This window comes from Cohaesibacter sp. CAU 1516, from assembly GCF_005771485.1.
In the GTDB taxonomy this organism is placed as follows: Bacteria; Pseudomonadota; Alphaproteobacteria; order Rhizobiales; family Cohaesibacteraceae; genus Cohaesibacter; species Cohaesibacter intestini.
On sequence record NZ_VANT01000002.1, the window covers coordinates 200568 to 222067 of the forward strand.

Here is a 21500-nt window from a genome sequence, read left to right on the forward strand (position 1 = left end):
CCCGTCAGTCTACAGACCTTACGCAAAATTCTTTGCGAAGCTGTCGACCGCCGCCTTCAGTTTGGATGAAAGTTCGTCGTCGAGGGCTTTTTTCTCGCGGATGCCATCGAGCAGATCTTTATGCTCGTTGCGCAGCACGGAAAGCAGGCCTTCTTCAAACGCATGAACCTGGTTGACTTCGATGCCGTCCAGATAACCATTCACACCGGCATAGATCACAGCAACCTGCTCTTCCACTTTCAGTGGGGAGAACTGAGGCTGTTTCAACAGCTCGGTCAAACGGGCACCACGGTTCAGCAGCTTCTGCGTTGTGGCATCAAGGTCGGAGCCGAACTGCGCAAACGCAGCCATTTCACGATACTGAGCCAGCTCACCCTTAATCGGGCCAGCAACCTGCTTCATGGCTTTCACCTGGGCCGAAGACCCCACGCGGGAAACCGACAGACCCACATTCACAGCAGGACGAATGCCCTGATAGAAGAGGTCGGTTTCCAGGAAGATCTGACCATCGGTGATCGAAATCACGTTGGTCGGAATGAACGCGGACACGTCGTTTGCCTGGGTTTCAATAACCGGCAGTGCGGTCATGGAACCAAGACCATTGTCTTCGTTCAGCTTCGCAGCGCGCTCCAGAAGACGGGAGTGCAGATAGAAAACGTCACCTGGATAAGCTTCACGTCCAGGAGGACGACGCAGCAGCAGGGACATCTGACGATAGGCAACGGCCTGTTTGGTCAGATCATCATAGACCAACAGGGAGTGCATGCCATTGTCACGGAAATATTCGCCCATCGCGCAGCCGGCAAAGGGAGCCAGGAACTGCATTGGCGCAGGGTCGGAAGCGGTAGCGGCGACAACGATGGAATATTCCAGCGCGCCATTTTCTTCCAGAACCTTCACGAACTGGGCGACCGTAGAGCGTTTCTGACCAACGGCCACATAGACGCAGTACAGTTTCTCGGATTCCGAACCGGTGTCGTTGATCGACTTCTGGTTCAGAATGGCATCGAGAGCAATCGCGGTTTTACCGGTCTGTCGGTCACCAATGATCAGCTCGCGCTGACCACGACCAATCGGGATCAGAGCGTCCACGGCCTTCAGGCCGGTCTGCATTGGTTCGTGAACAGATTTACGCGGGATGATGCCCGGCGCCTTCACGTCCACACGACGACGTTCGGTAGCCTCGATTGGGCCCTTACCGTCAATTGGGTTTCCAAGCGGATCAACGACACGGCCAAGAAGGCCCTTGCCGACAGGTACATCTACGATGGCGCCGGTACGCTTAACAATGTCGCCTTCCTTGACGTCGCGGTCGTCGCCGAAAAGCACGGCACCAACGTTGTCCATTTCAAGGTTAAGCGCCATACCGCGCATCCCACCAGGGAATTCCACCATCTCACCGGCCTGAACATTGTCCAAACCATAGATGCGGGCGATACCATCACCAACAGACAGAACCTGACCAACTTCGGAGACCTGAGCGTCTGAGCCGAAGTTTTTGATCTGCTCTTTGAGGATTGCGGAAATTTCCGCGGCCCGAATATCCATCAGCCGACCTCTTTCAGTGCAATCTTGAGCGAGTTGAGTTTTGTGCGCACAGAGGAATCAATCATCTGCGAACCTACTTTTACGACAAGGCCGCCCAGAAGCTCTGGATCAACCTTGGCATCGATCGCAATATCCTTGCCCAATGCATCCTTGATTGACGCTTTGAGCGCCTCCAATTCGTCATTGCTCAACGGTTGAGCGGACGTGACTTCTGCCACCTGCTCACCACGATGATTGGAAAGAATTTTGCGGAAAGCTTTGATAATCCCCGGCAGAGAGAAGAGCCGACGATTGGACGTGACGACACGAACAAAGTTGCCGACAATGCCTTCGATTTTGGCTTTGTCGAGCAACGCCGAAACTGCAGCCAGTTGTTCGTCAGAAGTAAAAACAGGGCTTTTGACAAGCCGCATGAAGTCTTCACTCTCATTCATAATGGCTTCGATACGACCAAGATCTGCCTCGGTTGCATCAATTGCCTTTTCTTCAAGGGACAGGTCGAACAATGCGCGCGCGTACCGCTCGGCCACTCCTGAAATTTCTGAATTGTTATCCGTCACCTGGTCGCTCTCTGACATTTGGAGATTAATTCTGCACCCATGACCAATTTCCCCTCGAAAATTGATCACGACAGAAGTTTTGTCTCATCTGTCCGGGGCCACATGACCCCTAAAACCGTTGCTCGTCTAGCACATGCCTTGTGCCTGCGCAACACTACCTTGCAAGCCATAAGTCGTAAATCGGTCTTATAATGCAAAAGACTAATTATGTTACTCATGCTTTTACACGAAAGACACAGGATCGACGTCGATTTGTACACGAACCGACCCCGACGGCTTGGGACAAAGGGACAACCAGTGCCTGAGCCATGGCGAAAGCGCAAAGGCGCGCCGGGTCGCGACCAGCAGGCGAAAGCGATAGCGCCCGCGCAACACCGCCAGAGGTGCTTCGGCTGGCCCCAGCACCCGCACTGATTCTTCCCGCGGGGCCATTTGTGCCATCACCCGTCCATAGGCCAAGGCAGCACCGCGATCCTCTGCCGAAACGATCACCGCCCCAAGCCGCCCGAAAGGTGGCATCCCGGCCCGGTTGCGCTGTTCGAGCTCATAGGTATAGAAGCCTTCGCGGTCGGCTTCCGCCAATGCCCTGATCACCGGATGGTCCGGCGCATAAGTCTGCAACAGCCCCCGCCCCTGTCCGCGATGACGCCCGGCACGGCCTGTCACCTGTGCCAGCGTCTGAAAAACCTTCTCACCGGCCCGCAAATCCCCATGCGCCAGCCCCAGATCCGCATCAATCACCCCGACCAGCGTCATGGCCGGAAAATTGTGCCCCTTGGCCACCAACTGCGTACCGATGACGATGTCCGCCTTGCCCGATGCAATCAGCTCCAACTCGGCTCGCAACTGCTGCACTCCGGGGATGAGATCGCTCGACAGAATAACAATATGCCTGTCTGGCCAAAGGGCGGCCGCCTCTTCGGCGATGCGCTCCACCCCCGGCCCGCAGGCCACCAGACTGTCATCCGCCCCGCAGGATGGGCAGGATGGCGGCACCGGTTCGCAATGGCCGCAATGATGGCAAACAAGCTGCTGCCGGAAGCGATGCTCCACCAGCCATGTGGAGCAGGATGGGCATTGGAACCGATGCCCACAGGTCCGACAGAGCGTCAGCGGCGCATAGCCCCTGCGATTGAGAAACAACAGGCTCTGCTCTCCGGCCTCCAAGGTCTGATTGACCGCCTCGACCAGACGCGGTGACAGCCAGTTGCCCTTTTCCGGTGGATCGGCCCGCATGTCCACCAGCGCAATGTCTGGCATCGATTGACCGCCAAACCGATCCGGCAGGCGAATATGCTCATAGCGCCCAAGATCCGCATTGTTGCGGCTTTCCACCGAGGGGGTCGCGCTGGCCAGCACCACGGCAAAACCGGACTGATGCGCCCGCACCACCGCCATGTCCCGGGCATTGTAGATCACCCGGTCTTCCTGCTTGTAAGCGCCGTCATGCTCCTCATCGACCACGATCAGACCGAGATCGCGGAAGGGCAGCATCAGGGCGGACCGCGCGCCGACAATCACCTGCACCTCGCCGGTTGCCACCGCCCGCCAGATTTGATTGCGATAACGCTGTGATTGGCCTGAATGCCATTCACCCGGCAGAACCCCGAAGCGCGCGGCAAACCGGTCGAGAAAAGCCGACGTCAGCGCGATTTCCGGCACCAGAACAAGCACCTGCCGCCCCGCGCGAATCGCCTCTGCCACCCCTTCGAAATAGACCTCCGTCTTGCCAGACCCGGTTACCCCGTCCAGCAACTGGGCGGCAAACGCCCGCTTGCGCACCGCATCCCGGATCCCTTTGGCCGCCTCTTCCTGCAAGTCATTGAGCTTTGGTGGCGCGAAATCCGCGTCCGGCTGCTCCACCATCGGTGGTGGCGGCAGAAGACAGGGCGACAGAGTGCCACTTTTCAACAGACCATCGATCACCGACCCAGACACACCGACCCGCTCAATGAGATCAGCCTTGGTTTCCGCCAGACCGCCTTGCATCGCGTCGAGCAACTGCTCCCTTGCCTTCGTCATGCGCGGAGGCGGCGCACCTGTCAGACGCAGCGCCTTGACCGGTTTGGCGGACAACAAGGCCTCTTCACCGCGCAGCACCATCCTTAAAACCATACCCCGCTGGGCCAGCGTATAGCTGGCAATCCAGTCGACAAACCGTCGGAAACTGTCCGAGAAAGCCACATCCGGGAAGACATGCTCCACATCTTTCAGTCGGGCAGCATCGGAAAAGCTACAGTCGTCATCCCAAACCACCCCCAACACCGAACGCGGCCCCAGCGGCACCCGGACGATCTGACCGGGCTGCAAACGCCCATCGCCAGCATCCCTTCCGCCAACAAGGCTCGAAGGCACCCGATAGCTGTAGCTATTGTCCACATAGACTGGCACGAGGACTGATACGATTTGCTCAGACGGTGACAAGATGACCTCTTTTGGCTTTGGCGGCGGGAAAAGTTTCAGCATTTCGGTGGTTGAGGGCTGACTGTCACCGAACTTTGGTTTAAGGAACATAGGCAAATCTGTCTTGGAAATCCATCATCTGATTTGGCACAGATTGATGCCCGAGCCCTGACGGCCAGCCATGGCACAGGGGCTGCATTCTGCCAATATTGCTGATCAAGCTTTTCGCCTTGTGTCTATCGAGGAGCAAAGCAGGTGTGAACCGCTTGATCGAACCGATACGGAGCACTGAAGCAATGAAATTCTTCGTCGATACTGCAGACACCAACGAGATCCGCGAACTGGCTGCCACCGGCCTGATTGATGGCGTCACCACCAACCCTTCCCTGATCGTCAAATCCGGCCGCGACTTCAAAGAAGTCATCGCCGAAATCTGCGAATTGACCGATGGTCCGGTTTCCGCTGAAGTCACCGCGCTGGAAACCGATGCCATGCTGGCTGAAGCCAAAGAGCTTCTGAAAATCGCCAACAATGTCTGCATCAAGGTGCCTCTGACCATCGACGGCCTGAAAACCTGCAAGGCGCTGACCGATCAGGGCCACATGGTCAACGTGACCCTGTGCTTCTCGGCCAATCAGGCCCTGCTGGCTGCCAAGGCCGGTGCCACCTTCATTTCCCCGTTCATCGGCCGTCTGGACGACCTCAACATCGATGGCATGGAACTGATCGAAGACATCCGCGTCATCTATGACAATTACGACTTCCAGACCGAAATTCTGGCTGCCTCCATCCGCACACCAAACCATGTCAAACTGTCTGCCATGGCCGGTGCCGATGTTGCCACCATCCCACCATCCGTGATCAAGGGCCTTGCCAACCACGTCCTCACCGACAAGGGTCTGGAATCCTTCCTCGCTGATTGGGCGAAAACCGGCCAGTCCATCATCTAAGGGCATTCGGCATCCAGTGACCCGTCCGGGTCAACTCTGGAAGCAGCCTTAAAATCTGCGTAAAGTTTGTCCCCGATGCTGGCACCAGTGTCGGGGATTTTGAATCGACCTGTTTAAAGACGACCAAAGGACAAGCGAACCAGCCGGGAGCCCCAGATGCCCAAGGGAAAGACAAAAACCGACACCAGCCCGCTGATCATCGCCACCCCTGCCCTGCGCAAGGAGCAGCAAGGCTGGTTGACGCGCCTTGGCAAGGAGCGCGGCCTGTCTGATGCCACCCTGAAGGCCTATGATAAGGATCTGGATATGTTCCTCTCCTTCCTCACCGAGCATATGGGGGAAGTGGCGTCGCTTGATCATTTCCCGGCCCTGCGCCCTGCCGACATTCGCGCCTTCATGGCCCGGCGCCGCGCCACGGGCCTGTCCTCGCGGTCTCTGGCCCGCTCGATGGCCGGGGTTCGGTCCTTCGCCCAGTTTCTCGAAGAGAAGGGCAAAGCCTCCACCGCCCCTTTCAATGCCATCCAGACACCGAAATATTCCCGCTCCCTGCCCAAGCCCCTGACCATCGACAAGGCCCGCGCCCTGGTCGACCCACAAAATTCCCTCGCTGAAGAGCCATGGGTCGTCGCCCGCGACAGCGCGGTGTTGCTGCTGCTCTATGCGGTGGGCTTGCGTATTTCCGAAGCCCTCGCCCTGACGCTGAAAACCGCCCCTTTACCGGGGCAAGACGCCATGACCGTGCTTGGCAAGGGCGGCAAGCAACGCCGCCTGCCCGTGCTGCCAATCGTCCAGCAAGCCATTGACCAGTATCTTTCCCTATGCCCATTTGAGCTAAAGGAAAATGAGCCGATCTTCCGCGGCGTGCGCGGTGGCCCCCTGAGCCCGCGGGTCATTCAGTTGGTCATCCAGCGCATGCGCGGATCGCTGGGCCTGCCCGACAGCGCCACGCCGCACGGCCTGCGTCATTCCTTTGCCACCCACCTGTTGGCCAATGGGGGAGACCTCAGAACCATTCAGGAATTGCTCGGTCACGCGTCGCTCTCTACCACCCAAGCTTACACGGAAGTAGAAATGACCGAGCTAATGGATATCTACAAAAAAGCGCATCCAAGATCTTGAAACGGGGAATGCAAATACTGGGAAGAATCTATTCATACGCCCGTCAAAATTGACGGTCTCGCAATTTCTATGAAATTGTGTTTTAAGAGACCTGTAACCATTTATTGATAGTATTGCGTTGTCGACTCAAGATTTAGCGGAGGAGACCGCATGGTATATCGGGCAATATTCCTCATCGTCGCCTTGCTGACGATGGCTGGCCCGTCGCTCGCGGGCAATTGCATCAAGTCGCAAACGCTTGGTACCTGGACAAATCCCTTTGCCGGCAACCGCTCGGATTTGACCAAACTGGAAATCCGCGCCATCTGCACCGACGACACCGTCCCCCACATTCAGGTCAAAGCCTATACGGCCTGCGCACCGCGCGATTGTACATGGGGCCGCGCCATTGCCGAAAAGAAAGGCGATTTCGGGCTGTCCGTGATGTTCCGCACCTTTTTTGCCAAGCGCACGGTAAAAGTCTCGATCAATGGGCGTCGCATGGAAGCCACGATCTTTGATGACTACCACGATCCGAGAAAGGCAACCGAAAAGCGCGCCTTCGTACTCTGGAAGCAATAGGCTCTGACGCCCGGGCAGGCAAGGATCTCACCCACCCATAACAAAAAGGCCACCCGAAGGCGGCCTTTTCAAACACGGCTATGCTCGATTCTTATATATGGATCGGCCGCTTGTCGACGGCAAGCGCGGCTTCCTTGACCGCTTCCGACAGGGTCGGATGGGCATGGATGGTGCGCGCCAGATCTTCAGCAGAGCCGGAGAATGCCATCAAGACAGATGTCTCGTGGATCAACTCACCAACACCTGCACCAATCATATGCACGCCAAGCACCTTGTCGGTGGTCTTGTCCGCAAGGATCTTGACGAAGCCGTCGCTATGGCGGTTTGCCTTGGCGCGGCCATTGGCCATGAAGGGGAACTTGCCAACATTATAGGCAACGCCCGCTTCTTTTAGCTGTTCCTCGGTTTTGCCCAGTACGGCAATTTCCGGCATGGTGTAAACAACGCCCGGCACCAGATTGTAATCGACGTGGCCCGCCTGTCCGGCCAGCATTTCGGCCAGAGCAACACCGTCATCTTCTGCCTTATGCGCCAGCATCGGACCGGCAATCACGTCACCAATCGCATAGATGCCGTCCACATTGGTCTTGAAATGCGCGTCAGTCGCGACACGGCCACGCTCATCAAGCTGCACGCCAACCCCATCCAGACCCAGACCGTCCGTATAGGGACGACGGCCAATGGCCACCAGCACGACATCGGCTTGCAGCTCGCTGGCATCGCCACCTGCGGCAGGTTCGATGGAGACTTTCAAGCCCTTCTTGGCTTTTTCAATGCCGGTCACCTTGGAGCCAAGCTTAAAGTCGAAGCCCTGCTTCTTAAACATCCGCTGGGCATTCTTGACGATTTCACCATCCATACCCGGCAAAATGCGATCAAGAAATTCAACCACGGTGACGTCTGAACCCAGACGACGCCAAACGGAACCAAGCTCCAGACCGATCACACCAGCGCCGACGACGATCAGCTTCTCTGGCACCTTGTCAAGATCGAGCGCACCGGTGGAGGACACCACCTGCTTCTCGTCAATCTCGATACCGGGCAGATTGGCAACATCGGAACCTGTGGCAATCACGATATTCTTGGCTTCAACAACCTGCGCATCGCCTTCGTCCGGGGTCACTTCGACCTTACCGGCAGCAACGATCTTGCCAAGCCCCTGGAAGACATCGATCTTGTTCTTCTTGAACAGGAAGTCGATGCCCTTGACGTTGCTCTCAACGACTTCGTCCTTGTGGCCCAACATGGCTTTGAGATCGAGCTGCAACTTGCCGACCTTGATGCCCATATTGGCAAAGTCATGCTCGGCTTCCTCATACAGCTCGGACGCATGCAGCAGGGCTTTTGACGGAATGCAGCCAACATTCAGACAGGTCCCGCCATGGGTTTTGCGTTTTTCGACGACAGCAACCTTCATACCAAGCTGGGCTGCGCGGATGGCACAGACATAGCCGCCCGGACCCGTACCAATCACAACAAGATCATACGACATTTCATTCACTCCTGAGGAAGTCTGGATCGATAGAGCGAGGTCTGTTTCACCCAGGCAAACAGCACCACGCAAAGACCGCACATCTGCAAAATTACCAAACTGCGCACGGCCTCGAAACTATCGAATTGCGAGACAAGAAAACCGGCCGCATAGAGCCAGCCAATCAGCACCAGCTCGCTTGCAAACCAAATGGAAACCACCCGAAAGAAAGACGGGCGAGACAAGACCAGAATAACCGCACCCACCACACCAAGAGCGGATACGACAGCACGCACAGGCCAGAAACTTGACGGGATCAGCTCAAACCCGGCAGGCAGGGCCGCATTGTTGGATATCGCACTGGTCACCAGAAAGCCTCCCACCAGCCAGACAAGGGCTGAGAAAATGATAAAGACGGCACAAAGCCAGCTACCAATTTTCAATGCGAAGGCCAATTCAATGCCACTCCAACCAGACAAGCCCGCTTTGGCTTGGCAATCCGGATCCCTTTGTTGCCAACCTCGGTGAGATCCCGCACCGGGACTGTCCGAAACAAGGCGTCCGAAGTTGGGTGGCTTCGGACAAAATTGGATACAGAAACGGGGCATGGCTGCCCCGTTTCCCATAACAGAATCTTAGAGATCCAGCACCAGACGCTGCGGATCTTCCAGAGCTTCCTTGATGCGCACCAGGAAGGTCACGGCTTCCTTGCCGTCCACGATGCGGTGATCGTAGGACAGAGCCAGATACATCATCGGACGGATGACGATTTCGCCGTTGCGCACAACCGGACGCTCTTCAATGCGGTGCATGCCCAAAATACCGGACTGTGGTGCATTGAGGATCGGGGTGGACATCATCGAACCATAAACACCACCGTTGGAGATGGTGAAGGTGCCGCCCTGCATTTGCTCGATCGTCAGCTTGCCGTCACGGGCAGCACGACCATAATCGCCGATGGCCTTTTCCATTTCGGCAATCGACATCTGGTCCGCATCACGCACCACCGGCACAACGAGGCCACGCGGAGAGCCAACGGCGACACCAAGATGGACAAAATGCTTGTAGATGATGTCGGTACCATCAATCTCGGCATTGACTGCCGGGATTTCCTGCAGAGCCTGACAGACCGCTTTGGCAAAGAAGCCCATGAAGCCCAGCCGGACCCCATGTTTCTTCTCGAACAGATCCTTGTATTCCTTGCGCAGATTCATCACAGCGGACATGTCGATGTCGTTGAAGGTCGTCAACATGGCTGCGGTATTCTGAGCATCTTTCAGGCGACGTGCGATGGTCTGGCGCAGCTTGGTCATCCGGACGCGTTCTTCACGCACGGCATCTTCAGCTTTCGAAGACGGACGGGCTGCAGGCGCTAAAGCAGATGCACCGCTAGGTGCCGTGGCACCAGAGGCGATGGCGTTGATCACATCACCCTTCAGGACCTGACCGCGCACACCGGAGCCAGCAACCGAAGCCGGATCGATTTTCTGTTCGGCCATCATCTTGCCAGCCGATGGCGCCGGCGGCATCGAAGTGCCTGTCGCAGCTGGCGCAGGAGCCGGAGCTGCGGGCGCCGCAGCAGGCGCAGAGGCGGCAGGGGCCGGGGCAGCGGCCCCCGCACCAGAACCTTCAATGAGCATGGCGAGCAGCGCACCCACTTCAACCGTTTCGCCTTCAGGGGCAACAATATCACCAAGGGTGCCAGCAACAGGAGCAGGCACCTCAATGGTCACTTTGTCTGTTTCCAGTTCCACCAGCGGCTCGTCTGCCTGTACCGCATCACCGGTTGCCTTGAACCACTGACCGATGGTCGCTTCGGTCACAGATTCGCCCAGAGTCGGGACTTTGATTTCCGTAGCCATTTGTTATCTCACATTCCAATTTCGCTTTGAGCCAAAGGCCGAGTCCTAAACAAGGATCTGTAGTCCATTTGGCATCGATGTCTGCGTCTATTTCCGGAAGGATCGTCTCCCCTCGATCAGGCGGGGAAGACGATCACTTCCTGTTTGTCAGTCAGCATAGGCGTCGTCGAGGAAGGCCTGCAGCTGAGCCAGATGCTTGCTCATCAGACCAGTTGCCGTCGCAGCAGAAGCTGCACGACCCACATAACGAGGCCGTTTGCAATTTGCTTCAACCTGATTGAGGACCCACTCGATATAAGGCTCGACGAAGGACCAGGAGCCCTGATTCTTCGGCTCTTCCTGACACCAGACCATGTCGGCCTGCGTGAACCGCGCCAGCTCTTTCATCAGAGCCTTTGCCGGGAACGGATAGAGCTGTTCGACGCGCAGCAAATAGACATCATTGATGCCTCGTTTCTCGCGCTCTTCATACAGATCGTAGTAGACCTTGCCCGTGCACATGATGACGCGACGGATCTTGTCGTCGGTTACCAGCTTGATTTCCTGATTCGGGCGGATTTCCGCGTCATCCCACAGCACGCGGTGGAAGGTGCTGTTGGCACCAAGCTCCGCAAGGTTGGAGACGCAACGCTTGTGACGCAGCAGGCTCTTTGGCGTCATCAGCACCAAAGGCTTGCGGAAGGTCCGTTTCACCTGACGACGCAGGATGTGGAAATAGTTGGCCGGGGTCGTGCAGTTGGCAACCTGAATATTATCCTCGGCGCAGGCCTGCAGATACCGTTCAAGACGCGCAGAGCTATGCTCCGGACCCTGCCCCTCATAGCCATGTGGCAACAAGAGCGTTAGACCGGATGCCCGCAGCCATTTGCGCTCACCCGAGCTCAGGAACTGGTCAAACACAACCTGCGCCCCGTTGGCAAAGTCACCAAACTGGCCTTCCCACATGGTCAGGCTCTGCGGTTCGGAAAGTGTATAGCCATACTCGAAGCCGAGCACGGCTTCTTCGGACAGCATCGAATTGATCACTTCATAGCGCTGCTGACCGTCCGCAATATGGTTGAGCGGAATGTAGCGGCTCTCATCCTGCTGGTCATAGAGCACGGTGTGACGCTGGGAGAAGGTTCCGCGTTCACAATCCTGACCGGACAGGCGCACGGCGTGGCCTTCTTTGACCAGCGAACCGAAAGCAAGGGCTTCAGCGGTTGCCCAATCGATGCCTTCCCCGGTTTCCATCATCTTCGCCCGATTGTCGAGGAAGCGTTTGATGGTCCGGTGGACATTGAAGTCGGACGGAATGCTGGTCAGTTTTTCACCAATGGCCCGCAATTCATCAACATCAACCCCGGTTTCCCCGGAACGACGATCATCTTCGGCACTGGCGGTCGTCAGACCGGCCCACTTGCCGTCGAACCAGTCAGCCTTGTTAGGGGAGAAGCTTTGACCCGCTTCGAATTCCTCATCCAGCATCTTGCGCACATCCGCACGCATTTCTTCGATGTCAGCCTCGGAAATCACGCCTTCGGCGATCAGCTTGTCGGCATAGAGCCGCAGGCTGGTCGGATGCTGGCGGATTTTCTTATACATGATCGGCTGGGTGAAGGCAGGCTCGTCGCCCTCATTGTGGCCGAAACGACGGTAGCAGAACATATCGATGACGACAGGCTTGCCGAATTTCTGGCGAAACTCTGTTGCGATCTTGGCCGCAAACACCACCGATTCCGGATCATCCGCGTTACAATGCAGGATCGGCGCTTCAATCATCTTGGCCAGATCAGACGGATAAGGCGAAGACCGCGAGAAACGCGGGTTGGTCGTAAAGCCGATCTGGTTGTTGATGATGAAATGGATCGAACCACCGGTCTTGTGGCCTCTAAGGCCGGACAGGCCGAGGCATTCCGCCACGACGCCCTGACCGGCAAAGGCCGCATCGCCATGCAGAAGCAATGGCAGAACGGTCGTGCGATCCACTTCCGTCGTCTCGATGAACGGACCATCACCGGCCGCGATCTGATCCTGTTTGGCGCGGGCCTTGCCCAGAACCACAGGATTGACGATCTCGAGGTGGGACGGGTTGGCCGTCAGAGACAAATGGACATTGTTGTCATCGAACGAACGGTCGGATGACGCACCCAGATGATATTTCACATCGCCAGAGCCTTCCACATCGTCAGGCGCATAGGAACCGCCCTTGAATTCGTGGAAAATGGCGCGATGGGGTTTGCCCATCACCTGGCTAAGCACGTTCAAGCGACCGCGGTGAGCCATACCGAACACGATTTCCTGAACACCGAGCGCACCACCACGCTTGATGATCTGTTCCAGAGCCGGGATCAACGCCTCACCACCATCAAGGCCGAAGCGCTTGGTGCCGGTATATTTCAGATCGAGAAACTTCTCGAAGCCTTCTGCTTCGACCAGCTTGTAGAGAATGGCCTTCTTGCCTTCCTTGGTGAAGGCAATCTGCTTGTCCGGACCCTCGATGCGTTCCTGAATCCACGACTTTTCAGCCGGATCGGAAATATGCATGAACTCCACACCCAGCGTGGAGCAATAGGTCCGTCGCAGAATTTCAAGCATCTCCGGAATGGTCGCGAATTCCAGACCCAACACGAAGTCGATGAAGATCTTGCGATCATAATCCGCTTCGGTAAAGCCATAGGACGACGGATGCAATTCTTCGTGATCCTTCGCCTCGGCCAACTTCAATGGATCAAGATCCGCATGCAGGTGACCGCGCATGCGATAGGCACGGATCATCATCAACGCATGAACGGAATCGCGCGTTGCCTGCAACACCGCCTCATCGGTCAACTCGAAGCCCTGCTTCTGCGCCTTGGTCTTCAGCTTGTCGCCGATCGCCTTCTCGTCGATTCCATAATCGCCGAGGGCAGAAACCATGTCGCCCGATTCCGCAAGCGGCCAGTCCTTGCGTTGCCAGGATGCACCCTTGGCATTCGCAATCACATCGCTTCGGTTATCTTCCAAGTCCTTGAAGAATATCTGCCATTCCTGTTCCAGAGAAGCGGGGTTCTCCTGATAACGGGCATAGAGATCTTCAATATAATTCGCGTTGCCTCCATAAAGGAAGGAGGTTCCCGCGAACGCTTCATTTGCGTCCTGACGTGCCATCGCCACCATAACCGAACCTTCGCCCGGTACTCTTCATCTCGATGTCGGCACCATTGCCGACTGATAGGGGGAAATCATGAGACGGAAGGGGGATCCCGCCTCATGACGGTGTCATAGTGTCGCAGTGTCGCGCTTTTACTTGCCGTTGAGCAAGTCAACCAAAGTGGTACCCAAGCTCGCAGGAGACGGAGAAACGCGGATCCCTGCGTCTTCCATCGCTACGATTTTGCTCTCGGCACCACCCTTGCCACCAGAAATAACGGCGCCAGCGTGACCCATCGTGCGGCCCGGAGGAGCCGTACGACCTGCGATGAAACCGACCATCGGTTTCTTGCGACCCTTGGCCGCCTGTTCTTTCAACCATGCAGCGGCTTCTTCCTCGGCAGACCCGCCAATCTCGCCGATCATGATGATCGACTCGGTTTCGGGGTCATCAAGGAACATGTCCAGCACGTCGATAAATTCGGTGCCCTTGACCGGATCACCGCCGATACCGACTGCGGTGGACTGGCCAAGACCGGCATTGGTGGTCTGGAAGACCGCCTCATAGGTCAGCGTGCCGGAGCGCGACACGATGCCCACAGACCCACGCTTGAAAATAGCACCCGGCATGATGCCGATCTTGCACTCATCTGGGGTCAGAATGCCCGGGCAGTTTGGACCGAGCAGGCGGGAGTTGGATTTCTCAAGGCGGCTTTTGACCCGCACCATGTCGAGCACCGGAATGCCCTCGGTGATGCATATGATAAACGGAATGTCCGCATCAATCGCTTCGATGATCGCATTCGCAGCCCCTGCAGGCGGCACATAGACCACCGATGCATTGGCACCGGTTGCGTCCTTGGCTTCCTTGACGCTGGCATAGATCGGCAAATCCGGCACACCCTCGACTTCGCTGATCCAGCTGTTGCCACCCTTTTTGGGATGCACGCCAGCCACCATCTGGGTGCCCGCATATTGCAGCGCCTGAATGGTGTGGAACCGACCGGTTTTGCCCGTCAGGCCCTGAACGATGATTTTGGTATTCTTGTCTACGAGAATGGACATCGAATTACGCCCCCTTCACAGCAGCAACGATCTTCTGCGCTGCGTCATTCAGATCATCGGCAGGGATCACGTTGAGATCGCTGTCATTGATGAGCTTTTTGCCTTCATTCACACGGGTGCCTTCCAGACGCACCACAAGCGGCACCTGCAGGCCCACTTCGCGAACAGCAGACAGAACGCCCTCGGCAATGGTGTCACAGCGCATGATGCCGCCGAAAATATTCACCAGAATGCCCTGCACGTTCGGATCGGAGGTAATGATCTTGAAGGCAGCGGCCACTTTCTGGGCCGTTGCGCCACCACCAACATCAAGGAAGTTGGCAGGCTCGCCACCATACAGCTTGATGATGTCCATGGTCGCCATGGCGAGACCGGCACCATTCACCATGCAACCGATATTGCCTTCAAGGGCAACATAGGCGAGCTCATGATTGAAGGCTTCGATTTCCTTGTCGTCCTCTTCGGTCATGTCGCGCAGCTCAAGCAACTGCGGATGACGGAACAGGGCGTTGCCATCAAACGAGACCTTGGCATCCAGAACCGTCAAATGGCCCTTGCCATTGATGATCAGCGGATTGATCTCCAGCATGGCCATGTCTTTTTCGACGAATTCCGCATACAGCATCGGGAACAGCACAAGGCCATCCTCACGCGCGGTGCCCTCAAGGCCCAGCTTGTCACAAATCTGGAGCGCCATTTCGACGGTCACGCCATGATCCGGATTGACGGGCAGATTGAGGATTTTTTCCGGGGTTTCGTCCGCAACCTTCTCGATATCCATGCCACCTTCGGTGGATACGATGAAGGTGACCTGACCACAGCCACGATCGACCAGAAGCGACAGATACATCTCTTTTTCGATGTCGGATCCATCTTCAATATAAATGCGATGAACCTGTTTGCCTTCAGGACCGGTCTGCTCGGTAACAAGATGCGCCCCTAGCATCTTCTGGGCATTTTCGATCGCTTCTTCTTTCGAGAAGCAGACACGAACGCCGCCTTTTTCACCAGCCGATTCTTCGACAAACTTGCCCTTGCCACGCCCACCGGCATGAATCTGGGACTTGACCACCCAGACGGGTCCAGGCAGCGTCTCTACGGCAGCAGCTGCTTCATCCGCGGAATAGATCACGACACCGTTAGAAACGGGCGCACCAAATCCCTTCAGAATGGCCTTCGCCTGATACTCATGAATATTCATGGGATCTCCCCTTCAATTGCGACCGACCCGGCACGTTTGAGTGAGCAGCTAGATGCCGAGAAGCCGTCTTCGATAGTGCAAAACGCGCCCCTCTGCCAGACGGCCAACAATGTCTGACAGAGGAACGGATTTGCTTGTTGTTAGTCGGCCAGATCCGGGGAGATGCGCTGGCAGGCCTCAATAAGGCCTTTCACCGAATCCACGGAATGATCGAACTGTGCTTTCTCGTCTTTATCGAGAGTGATTTCCACGATGCGCTCGATGCCGCCGGCACCGATCACGGTTGGAACGCCGACATACATGCCGTCAACACCATATTCCCCGGACAGGTAAGCGGCACATGGCAGCACGCGCTTCTTGTCTTTGAGGTAGGATTCAGCCATTGCAATGGCAGAGGCGGCAGGCGCATAGAAGGCGGAACCGGTTTTCAGCAGTTTGACGATCTCAGCACCACCATCGCGGGTGCGCTGTACGATTTCATCAAGACGGCTCTGTTCGATCCAGCCCATTTTGACAAGATCGGTCAGAGGAACACCGGCAACGGTGGAATAACGGGTCAACGGAACCATGGTATCGCCATGACCGCCGAGAACGAAGGCCGTGACGTCCTGTACAGAAACGTCAAACTCATCCGCCAGGAAATAACGGAAACGGGCAGAGTCGAGAACGCCAGCCATGCCAACGACCTTGTTGGTCGGCAGGCCGGAGAATTTTTGCAGAGCCCAAACCATCGCATCAAGCGGGTTGGTAATACAGATAACGAAAGCATCCGGAGCATATTTGCCAATGCCGGCACCAACCTGCTGCATGACCTTGAGGTTGATTTCAACCAGGTCATCGCGGCTCATGCCAGGCTTACGAGGAACACCGGCGGTAACGATGACAACATCGGCACCAGCGATTGCTTCGTAAGTCTGGGTGCCAGAGAATTTGGCATCAAAACCGTCAACCGGAGAAGATTCTGCGATATCCAGAGACTTGCCTTCCGGCATGCCTTCCGCGATATCGAACAGGACAATGTCGCCCATTTCATTCAGACCAGCCAGATGTGCCAAAGTACCACCAATCTGACCCGAACCAATCAGAGCAATTTTCTTCCTCGCCATAACAGTTATTTCCCTTAACGTTAGGTTCTCCCAAAAGCTGGGAATGGATGGCTGTGAGTACCGCGAATCCTAGGCTCTTTCAAGTCGCACAAAGTTTTAAATCCCTAAAAAAGCCCATGGATTTTCGTCACTTAACGTTTACGTAAGCGATACTACAGCGTGCCGCCGTGCGACAAATAGTCACGTGACTGCATTTCAACTAATCTCGATGTGGTACGAGCGAACTCGAAAGCCTCCGTCCCATGATCATCGAGATACAAATCAAATGGTGACGCAACGGCAGTTGCTATCAGCCGAATTTGATTGTCATACAAGGTATCGATGAGGGTTATGAACCGCTTTGCTTCATTTCTGTTTGTGCGACTTAAGTATGAGATATCCTCAAGAAATATCGTGTGATAGAGCGAACACAGCCGCAAGTAATCAGAAGCCCCTAAGGGATTTGCGCAAAGATCATTGAAAGTGAACCGGGCAATGCCGTGATAAGCCTGTGGCACATGGATGGTTCGCCCCTGATTGACGACCGCATCACTGGGCGCCTTCGCCCCACCGATCAGTTGCGCCCACATCCATTGAAAGCGTTTCGCGGTGTCGGCATTAAGAGGATGCAAATAGACCTCCTCACCGCCAAGCTTCTCCATGCGAAAATCGGTTCGGGATTGAAGCTGCTCGACATCGCATTGGCGCATCAAGAGATCGAGGAAAGGCAGAAAGAGCTGGCGATTGAGGCCATCCTTGTAAAGCTGGCTTGGCTCGACATTCGAGGTCGCCACCATCACCACCCCTTTCTCGAACAGACGCGAGAAAAGGCGCCCGAGCAGCATCGCATCCGCAATGTCGGTGACGGAAAATTCATCGAAGCACAAGAGCTGCACCTCTTCAGCCAGATCATCTGCCACCGGGCGGATCGGGTCATCGCCATCGATCTTGCCACTGGCAATGTCTGCCCGCGCCTGCTTGATCCGCTCATGCATGTCGCGCATGAACTCATGAAAATGGAACCGTCCCTTGCGCCGCATTGGCAGCACTTCATAGAACAGATCCATCACCATCGTCTTGCCGCGTCCGACATCGCCCCAGATATAGAGACCTTTGACGCTTTCCGGCGCCTGCCGCTTGGCAAACAGCCAGCCCAGAGAGGAGGTTTTGCGAGACAGGCGCTTCTGGGTCAGGCATTCCAGCAACTGATCGAACCGCTGGGCAAGGGCGCGCTGCGCGTCATCGAGATCGATCTCTCCATGCTCAACCTTGCTATCATACAGGTCCGAAACCGAATAGAGTCCCAGTTCGCTACTCAATGCGCTGTCCTTTTCTTGTCTGCAACTTGGGGCAGGTCACGAAGCCCGATCTCTGCCAGACCGCCCCGACATGCACGCACAGCATTGACTGTCAGCTTGATCAGCCAGCGTCCGGACCCCGTCGGAACGTGACCATAGGAGACGCCCCTGACAGCAAGCTGACCTCAGCAGATCCATTCAACCAACTGTCCCGACCGGACATGCCATGAAATTCCAAAAATCCACTTAATCCGATCTGCAACAAATATGAACGGTACGTAAGTGGTCGCGACATTAGTGCAAGCGGCAGCACAAGAAAATTCGATCAAAGCAGTAAATACAATTCCGGGCCTCACGTGATTGTGACGGCCCGGATACAAGATCATCGGAAAAGGGAAACGGCGCGGCCGTCCTGACTGGCCTGCCCGTCAAAGCGCCCCGGCGCCAACGAGAAGAGGGTCGCCATTGGCGTCACCCCATCTTCGGCAATCAGCAACACTTGCTTGTCGTTCAGGCGCCAGGCATTGATCCGCTGTAGATCCGCCGAAGCACAGCCCCGCGTCGATGCGCGATAGCCGCCATTCCAGTTGGTCAGATTGACATTCAGCTTACACTGCTCCGCACCGGAAGCCAGCGTCCATGCACCAAGCAGATCGGTCCGTTTCAAAGCACGCGCAGACCCTGGCGTTGCCATGGCCGTTGTCACTTGCCCCGGAACCTGCCCCGGAACCTGACCAGCCTGAGGCTGCAATTCAGCCTCGGCCCCCATGGCATTATTGATCGGCTGGTTGCCCTGTGGCAGCGCATTCGGATCGGCTTGGCCGTTGCCAAGCACCAGCGGGCTCAGCCCCTGACTTTCGACAGGAGTCGTCGGCGCTGGCGGCAAGGACGCAGCATTGTTTCTTCCAAACCGATCAAACCCGGCCGTCGAGCAGCCCGCAAGCAGCACCGCAAGACACCCGAGTGCGCAATAGCGAATCATACCATTCTCCTTCAGACACCTGCCTCTAGAGTCATATCTTAATATGGTATTATCAAGGAGATAAGGTTAGGAGTCAGTAAATAGGCGCACAAAGCCTAGCTTTTGCTGAGGACAAGTGTTTCGCCACGCTGATCGACACCGATCCATTTGTCGGTACCCCGCGACCGCAACTTGACGATGTCGTCCCCCATATGATCCCGCAGCACCAGTTGATCTCCCAGTGCCAGCCAGCTGTCCAGCATGAACAGACTTGTGGGGCATGATGAGTTGCCATAGGCCTTGTGCCCTGAACCGGACGTGCCCTCTTCGAGCACCAACTCACACTGCTCGGTCAAACCGAGATAGGCACCGATCTTCTGCACCTTTGCCTTGGCCTTGTGAGCACCGGGCACCAGCACCCAACGTCCAACAAACGGCTTGAGACTTGTCTGCTCGGTGGTGATCTGTGTCTGCTCACCGAGAGCCTCGGCATAAGCTTGCTCAATCTCACTTGATTTGTTCTCGAAGGCGGCATCAGCCGAGGCAATGGCAAGAACAGCATCATCACCCTTGTCGAACTTCTCGGACTTGACCAGCGCAGAACGATCAGATTTGGCCCCGACCGAATCCGTGTCGGCCTGCCCGCTCTGGGAAGGATCGACGATCGGCGGCAATTGCGAAGCATCCAGCGGAATGGTGGATCGAGCCTGCACACCCGACTTGTCGAGGTCAGCACCGCCAGAGACAGCACACCCACCAAGCGCAACCACGCACATCAACAAAGCATAAAGAGACGCAGACTTCGTCACAGATCGATCCTGATTTCATCCATTCTCAGCCAGAAGCGGAGGAATTGTTTCCTGTTATGCCACTTTCTGACCAAAAATCCAAATCGCAACGGTTGAATTGATAACAGGGCCGACCGGGGAGCGCAAAATCTTTTTTGGCCAAGCGGTTTTTTACGTAAACGACACTGCGGAGATCTCAGAGTTCCAACGGTGAGACAGGCATGAAAAACCTCCCGAATGCAATCATCCGGGAGGTCAAAATCTATCATCCAAACGCCTGCAACACCTGCTGCAGAAGTGGGCTATCAGGCATCGAGGGATGCGACCGAACGGCCAGCAGAGCCCAGATCCTGCATGGCTTCCTCGACACGGGCAACCATGCCAAGCTCACCGGCACGCAGCCATTTGCGCGGATCGTAATATTTCTTGTATGGGGTCGCATCTTCCGGATCCACCTGATGCTTGAAGGCAATCGGCTTCTCGTCGACCTTGGCAGCCACGGCTTCTGCGTAAGCGAACTGAATGTCGGTATCCAGATTCATCTTGAACACGCCATAGGAGACGGCTTCGGCAATCTGTTCCTTGGAAGACCCGGAACCACCATGGAAGACGAGGCTCAATGGCTTCTCGCCACCGCCGCGCTCTTTGGACACCAGAGCCTGAGAATGCTTCAGGATTTCAGGGCGCAGCTTGACGTTGCCCGGCGCATAGACACCATGGACGTTGCCGAAGGAAGCAGCCACGGTGAAGTGACCGATCTTGGACAATTCGTCATAGGCATACAGCACGTCTTCCGGCTGGGTGTAGAGGTTCGGATTTTCTGCATCCCCCTCTTCGAGCTCTTTGCCGATACCATCTTCTTCGCCACCGGTGACGCCCAGCTCGATTTCAAGGCTCATGCCCATCGGAGCCATGCGCTTGAGATAGTCTGCACAGGTGCCAACATTGTCCTCGAGGGACTCTTCAGACAGGTCAATCATGTGCGAGGTATAGAGCGGACGACCGGTTGCAGCAAAATGCTTCTCGCCATGATCCAACAGACCGTCGACCCAAGGCAGAAGCTTGCGGTTGCAGTGGTCGGTATGCAGAACAACGCAGATGCCATATTCTTCAGCCAGCAGGTGAACATGCTGAGCAATGGACACAGAGCCGAGCACCCGCGCGCGCATCGCGTCAGGCGCACCCTGACCAGCATAGAACTGCGCACCACCGTTGGACATCTGCACGATGATGTCCGACTTGGCTTTGGCGGCCGCTTCCAGAACGGCATTGAGGCTGTTTGTACCGGTCACGTTGACGGCAGGCAGCGCGTATCCACCTTCCTTGCAGGCTTCCAGAAGTTGCAAATATTCGTCGCCTGTGACGACGCCGGGGCGCAGTTTGATTCCGCTCACGCTGATATCTCCTGTAGTGTCTTTGAAATGAATGAAGACTTGCTAATCGAATAGAGCATTCCCCTGCCTTCGTCTAGCAACATCAGACAAAAGTAGAATATATTTTCGCTGGTTGGAACGGAT

The 21500-nt window shown here is 56.1% G+C and carries 17 protein-coding genes; 3 read left to right on the forward strand and 14 right to left on the reverse strand.

Annotation, left to right across the window (positions count from 1 at the left end):
* Nucleotides 1-18: 18 nt before the first annotated feature.
* From atpA to FDK21_RS07845, 3 genes are all read right to left on the reverse strand, one after another.
* Nucleotides 19-1548: a F0F1 ATP synthase subunit alpha gene (atpA, locus tag FDK21_RS07835; protein ID WP_114008361.1), complete on the reverse strand. Its 1530-nt coding sequence runs from the start codon at nucleotides 1546-1548 to the stop codon at nucleotides 19-21.
* Nucleotides 1548-2108 (reverse strand): F0F1 ATP synthase subunit delta, encoded by a 561-nt coding sequence (locus FDK21_RS07840; RefSeq protein WP_114008648.1) that lies wholly within the window; start codon nucleotides 2106-2108, stop codon nucleotides 1548-1550. The genes atpA and FDK21_RS07840 overlap by 1 nt, the downstream gene beginning before the upstream one ends.
* 222 nt (nucleotides 2109-2330) lie before the next feature.
* Nucleotides 2331-4574: a primosomal protein N' gene (locus FDK21_RS07845; RefSeq protein WP_138148347.1), complete on the reverse strand. Its 2244-nt coding sequence runs from the start codon at nucleotides 4572-4574 to the stop codon at nucleotides 2331-2333.
* A gap of 233 nt (nucleotides 4575-4807) precedes the next feature.
* Here FDK21_RS07845 and fsa point away from each other — a divergent pair, with 233 nt between their 5' ends.
* From fsa to FDK21_RS07860, 3 genes are all read left to right on the forward strand, one after another.
* On the forward strand, nucleotides 4808-5461 hold the full coding sequence (gene fsa, locus FDK21_RS07850) for a fructose-6-phosphate aldolase (protein ID WP_114008360.1): 654 nt from the start codon (nucleotides 4808-4810) through the stop codon (nucleotides 5459-5461).
* A gap of 156 nt (nucleotides 5462-5617) precedes the next feature.
* Entirely contained in the window at nucleotides 5618-6580 is a 963-nt protein-coding gene (locus FDK21_RS07855) for a tyrosine recombinase XerC (protein WP_138148086.1), read from the forward strand.
* A 150-nt stretch (nucleotides 6581-6730) separates the two neighbouring features.
* Nucleotides 6731-7141 (forward strand): hypothetical protein, encoded by a 411-nt coding sequence (locus tag FDK21_RS07860; RefSeq protein WP_138148087.1) that lies wholly within the window; start codon nucleotides 6731-6733, stop codon nucleotides 7139-7141.
* A gap of 91 nt (nucleotides 7142-7232) precedes the next feature.
* Here FDK21_RS07860 and lpdA read toward each other — a convergent pair whose 3' ends face one another.
* From lpdA to fbaA, 11 genes are all read right to left on the reverse strand, one after another.
* The gene (lpdA, locus tag FDK21_RS07865) at nucleotides 7233-8633 is read right to left on the reverse strand and encodes a dihydrolipoyl dehydrogenase (protein WP_138148088.1); all 1401 of its coding nucleotides are present in this window, start codon (nucleotides 8631-8633) and stop codon (nucleotides 7233-7235) included.
* 5 nt (nucleotides 8634-8638) lie between these two features.
* Nucleotides 8639-8980, reverse strand: coding sequence for a hypothetical protein (locus tag FDK21_RS07870; protein ID WP_138148089.1), 342 nt, complete (start codon nucleotides 8978-8980; stop codon nucleotides 8639-8641).
* A 267-nt stretch (nucleotides 8981-9247) separates the two neighbouring features.
* Entirely contained in the window at nucleotides 9248-10474 is a 1227-nt protein-coding gene (gene odhB / locus FDK21_RS07875) for a 2-oxoglutarate dehydrogenase complex dihydrolipoyllysine-residue succinyltransferase (protein ID WP_138148090.1), read from the reverse strand.
* A gap of 147 nt (nucleotides 10475-10621) precedes the next feature.
* Nucleotides 10622-13603 carry a 2-oxoglutarate dehydrogenase E1 component gene (locus tag FDK21_RS07880; protein ID WP_114008645.1) on the reverse strand — a complete coding sequence of 994 codons (2982 nt, stop codon included), beginning with the start codon at nucleotides 13601-13603 and terminating at the stop codon, nucleotides 10622-10624.
* A 135-nt stretch (nucleotides 13604-13738) separates the two neighbouring features.
* Entirely contained in the window at nucleotides 13739-14650 is a 912-nt protein-coding gene (gene sucD, locus FDK21_RS07885) for a succinate--CoA ligase subunit alpha (RefSeq protein ID WP_114008355.1), read from the reverse strand.
* A 4-nt stretch (nucleotides 14651-14654) separates the two neighbouring features.
* Nucleotides 14655-15851 (reverse strand): ADP-forming succinate--CoA ligase subunit beta, encoded by a 1197-nt coding sequence (gene sucC, locus FDK21_RS07890; RefSeq protein ID WP_114008354.1) that lies wholly within the window; start codon nucleotides 15849-15851, stop codon nucleotides 14655-14657.
* Between the two features lie 140 nt (nucleotides 15852-15991).
* A complete protein-coding gene (mdh, locus tag FDK21_RS07895) occupies nucleotides 15992-16957 on the reverse strand; it encodes a malate dehydrogenase (protein WP_114008353.1) in 966 nt (321 codons plus the stop codon).
* 152 nt (nucleotides 16958-17109) lie between these two features.
* A complete protein-coding gene (gene zapE / locus FDK21_RS07900) occupies nucleotides 17110-18255 on the reverse strand; it encodes a cell division protein ZapE (protein WP_114008352.1) in 1146 nt (381 codons plus the stop codon).
* 361 nt (nucleotides 18256-18616) lie between these two features.
* Nucleotides 18617-19216: an AprI/Inh family metalloprotease inhibitor gene (locus tag FDK21_RS07905; RefSeq protein WP_138148091.1), complete on the reverse strand. Its 600-nt coding sequence runs from the start codon at nucleotides 19214-19216 to the stop codon at nucleotides 18617-18619.
* A gap of 95 nt (nucleotides 19217-19311) precedes the next feature.
* Nucleotides 19312-20004, reverse strand: a complete 693-nt coding sequence (locus FDK21_RS07910; RefSeq protein WP_138148092.1) for an AprI/Inh family metalloprotease inhibitor — start codon at nucleotides 20002-20004, stop codon at nucleotides 19312-19314.
* Nucleotides 20005-20288: 284 nt separating this feature from the next.
* Nucleotides 20289-21377: a class II fructose-bisphosphate aldolase gene (gene fbaA / locus FDK21_RS07915; protein WP_114008349.1), complete on the reverse strand. Its 1089-nt coding sequence runs from the start codon at nucleotides 21375-21377 to the stop codon at nucleotides 20289-20291.
* Between the last annotated feature and the right edge of the window lie 123 nt (nucleotides 21378-21500).

Coding starts and splice junctions, on each gene's coding strand:
- fsa (WP_114008360.1), top strand. CDS start 4,808: ATGAAATTCTTCGTCGATACTGCAGACACCAACGAGATCCGCGAACTG.
- FDK21_RS07905 (WP_138148091.1), bottom strand. CDS start 19,216: ATGATTCGCTATTGCGCACTCGGGTGTCTTGCGGTGCTGCTTGCGGGC.
- odhB (WP_138148090.1), bottom strand. CDS start 10,474: ATGGCTACGGAAATCAAAGTCCCGACTCTGGGCGAATCTGTGACCGAA.
- atpA (WP_114008361.1), bottom strand. CDS start 1,548: ATGGATATTCGGGCCGCGGAAATTTCCGCAATCCTCAAAGAGCAGATC.
- sucD (WP_114008355.1), bottom strand. CDS start 14,650: ATGTCCATTCTCGTAGACAAGAATACCAAAATCATCGTTCAGGGCCTG.
- lpdA (WP_138148088.1), bottom strand. CDS start 8,633: ATGTCGTATGATCTTGTTGTGATTGGTACGGGTCCGGGCGGCTATGTC.
- mdh (WP_114008353.1), bottom strand. CDS start 16,957: ATGGCGAGGAAGAAAATTGCTCTGATTGGTTCGGGTCAGATTGGTGGT.
- sucC (WP_114008354.1), bottom strand. CDS start 15,851: ATGAATATTCATGAGTATCAGGCGAAGGCCATTCTGAAGGGATTTGGT.
- FDK21_RS07855 (WP_138148086.1), top strand. CDS start 5,618: ATGCCCAAGGGAAAGACAAAAACCGACACCAGCCCGCTGATCATCGCC.
- FDK21_RS07860 (WP_138148087.1), top strand. CDS start 6,731: ATGGTATATCGGGCAATATTCCTCATCGTCGCCTTGCTGACGATGGCT.
- FDK21_RS07880 (WP_114008645.1), bottom strand. CDS start 13,603: ATGGCACGTCAGGACGCAAATGAAGCGTTCGCGGGAACCTCCTTCCTT.
- FDK21_RS07845 (WP_138148347.1), bottom strand. CDS start 4,574: ATGCTGAAACTTTTCCCGCCGCCAAAGCCAAAAGAGGTCATCTTGTCA.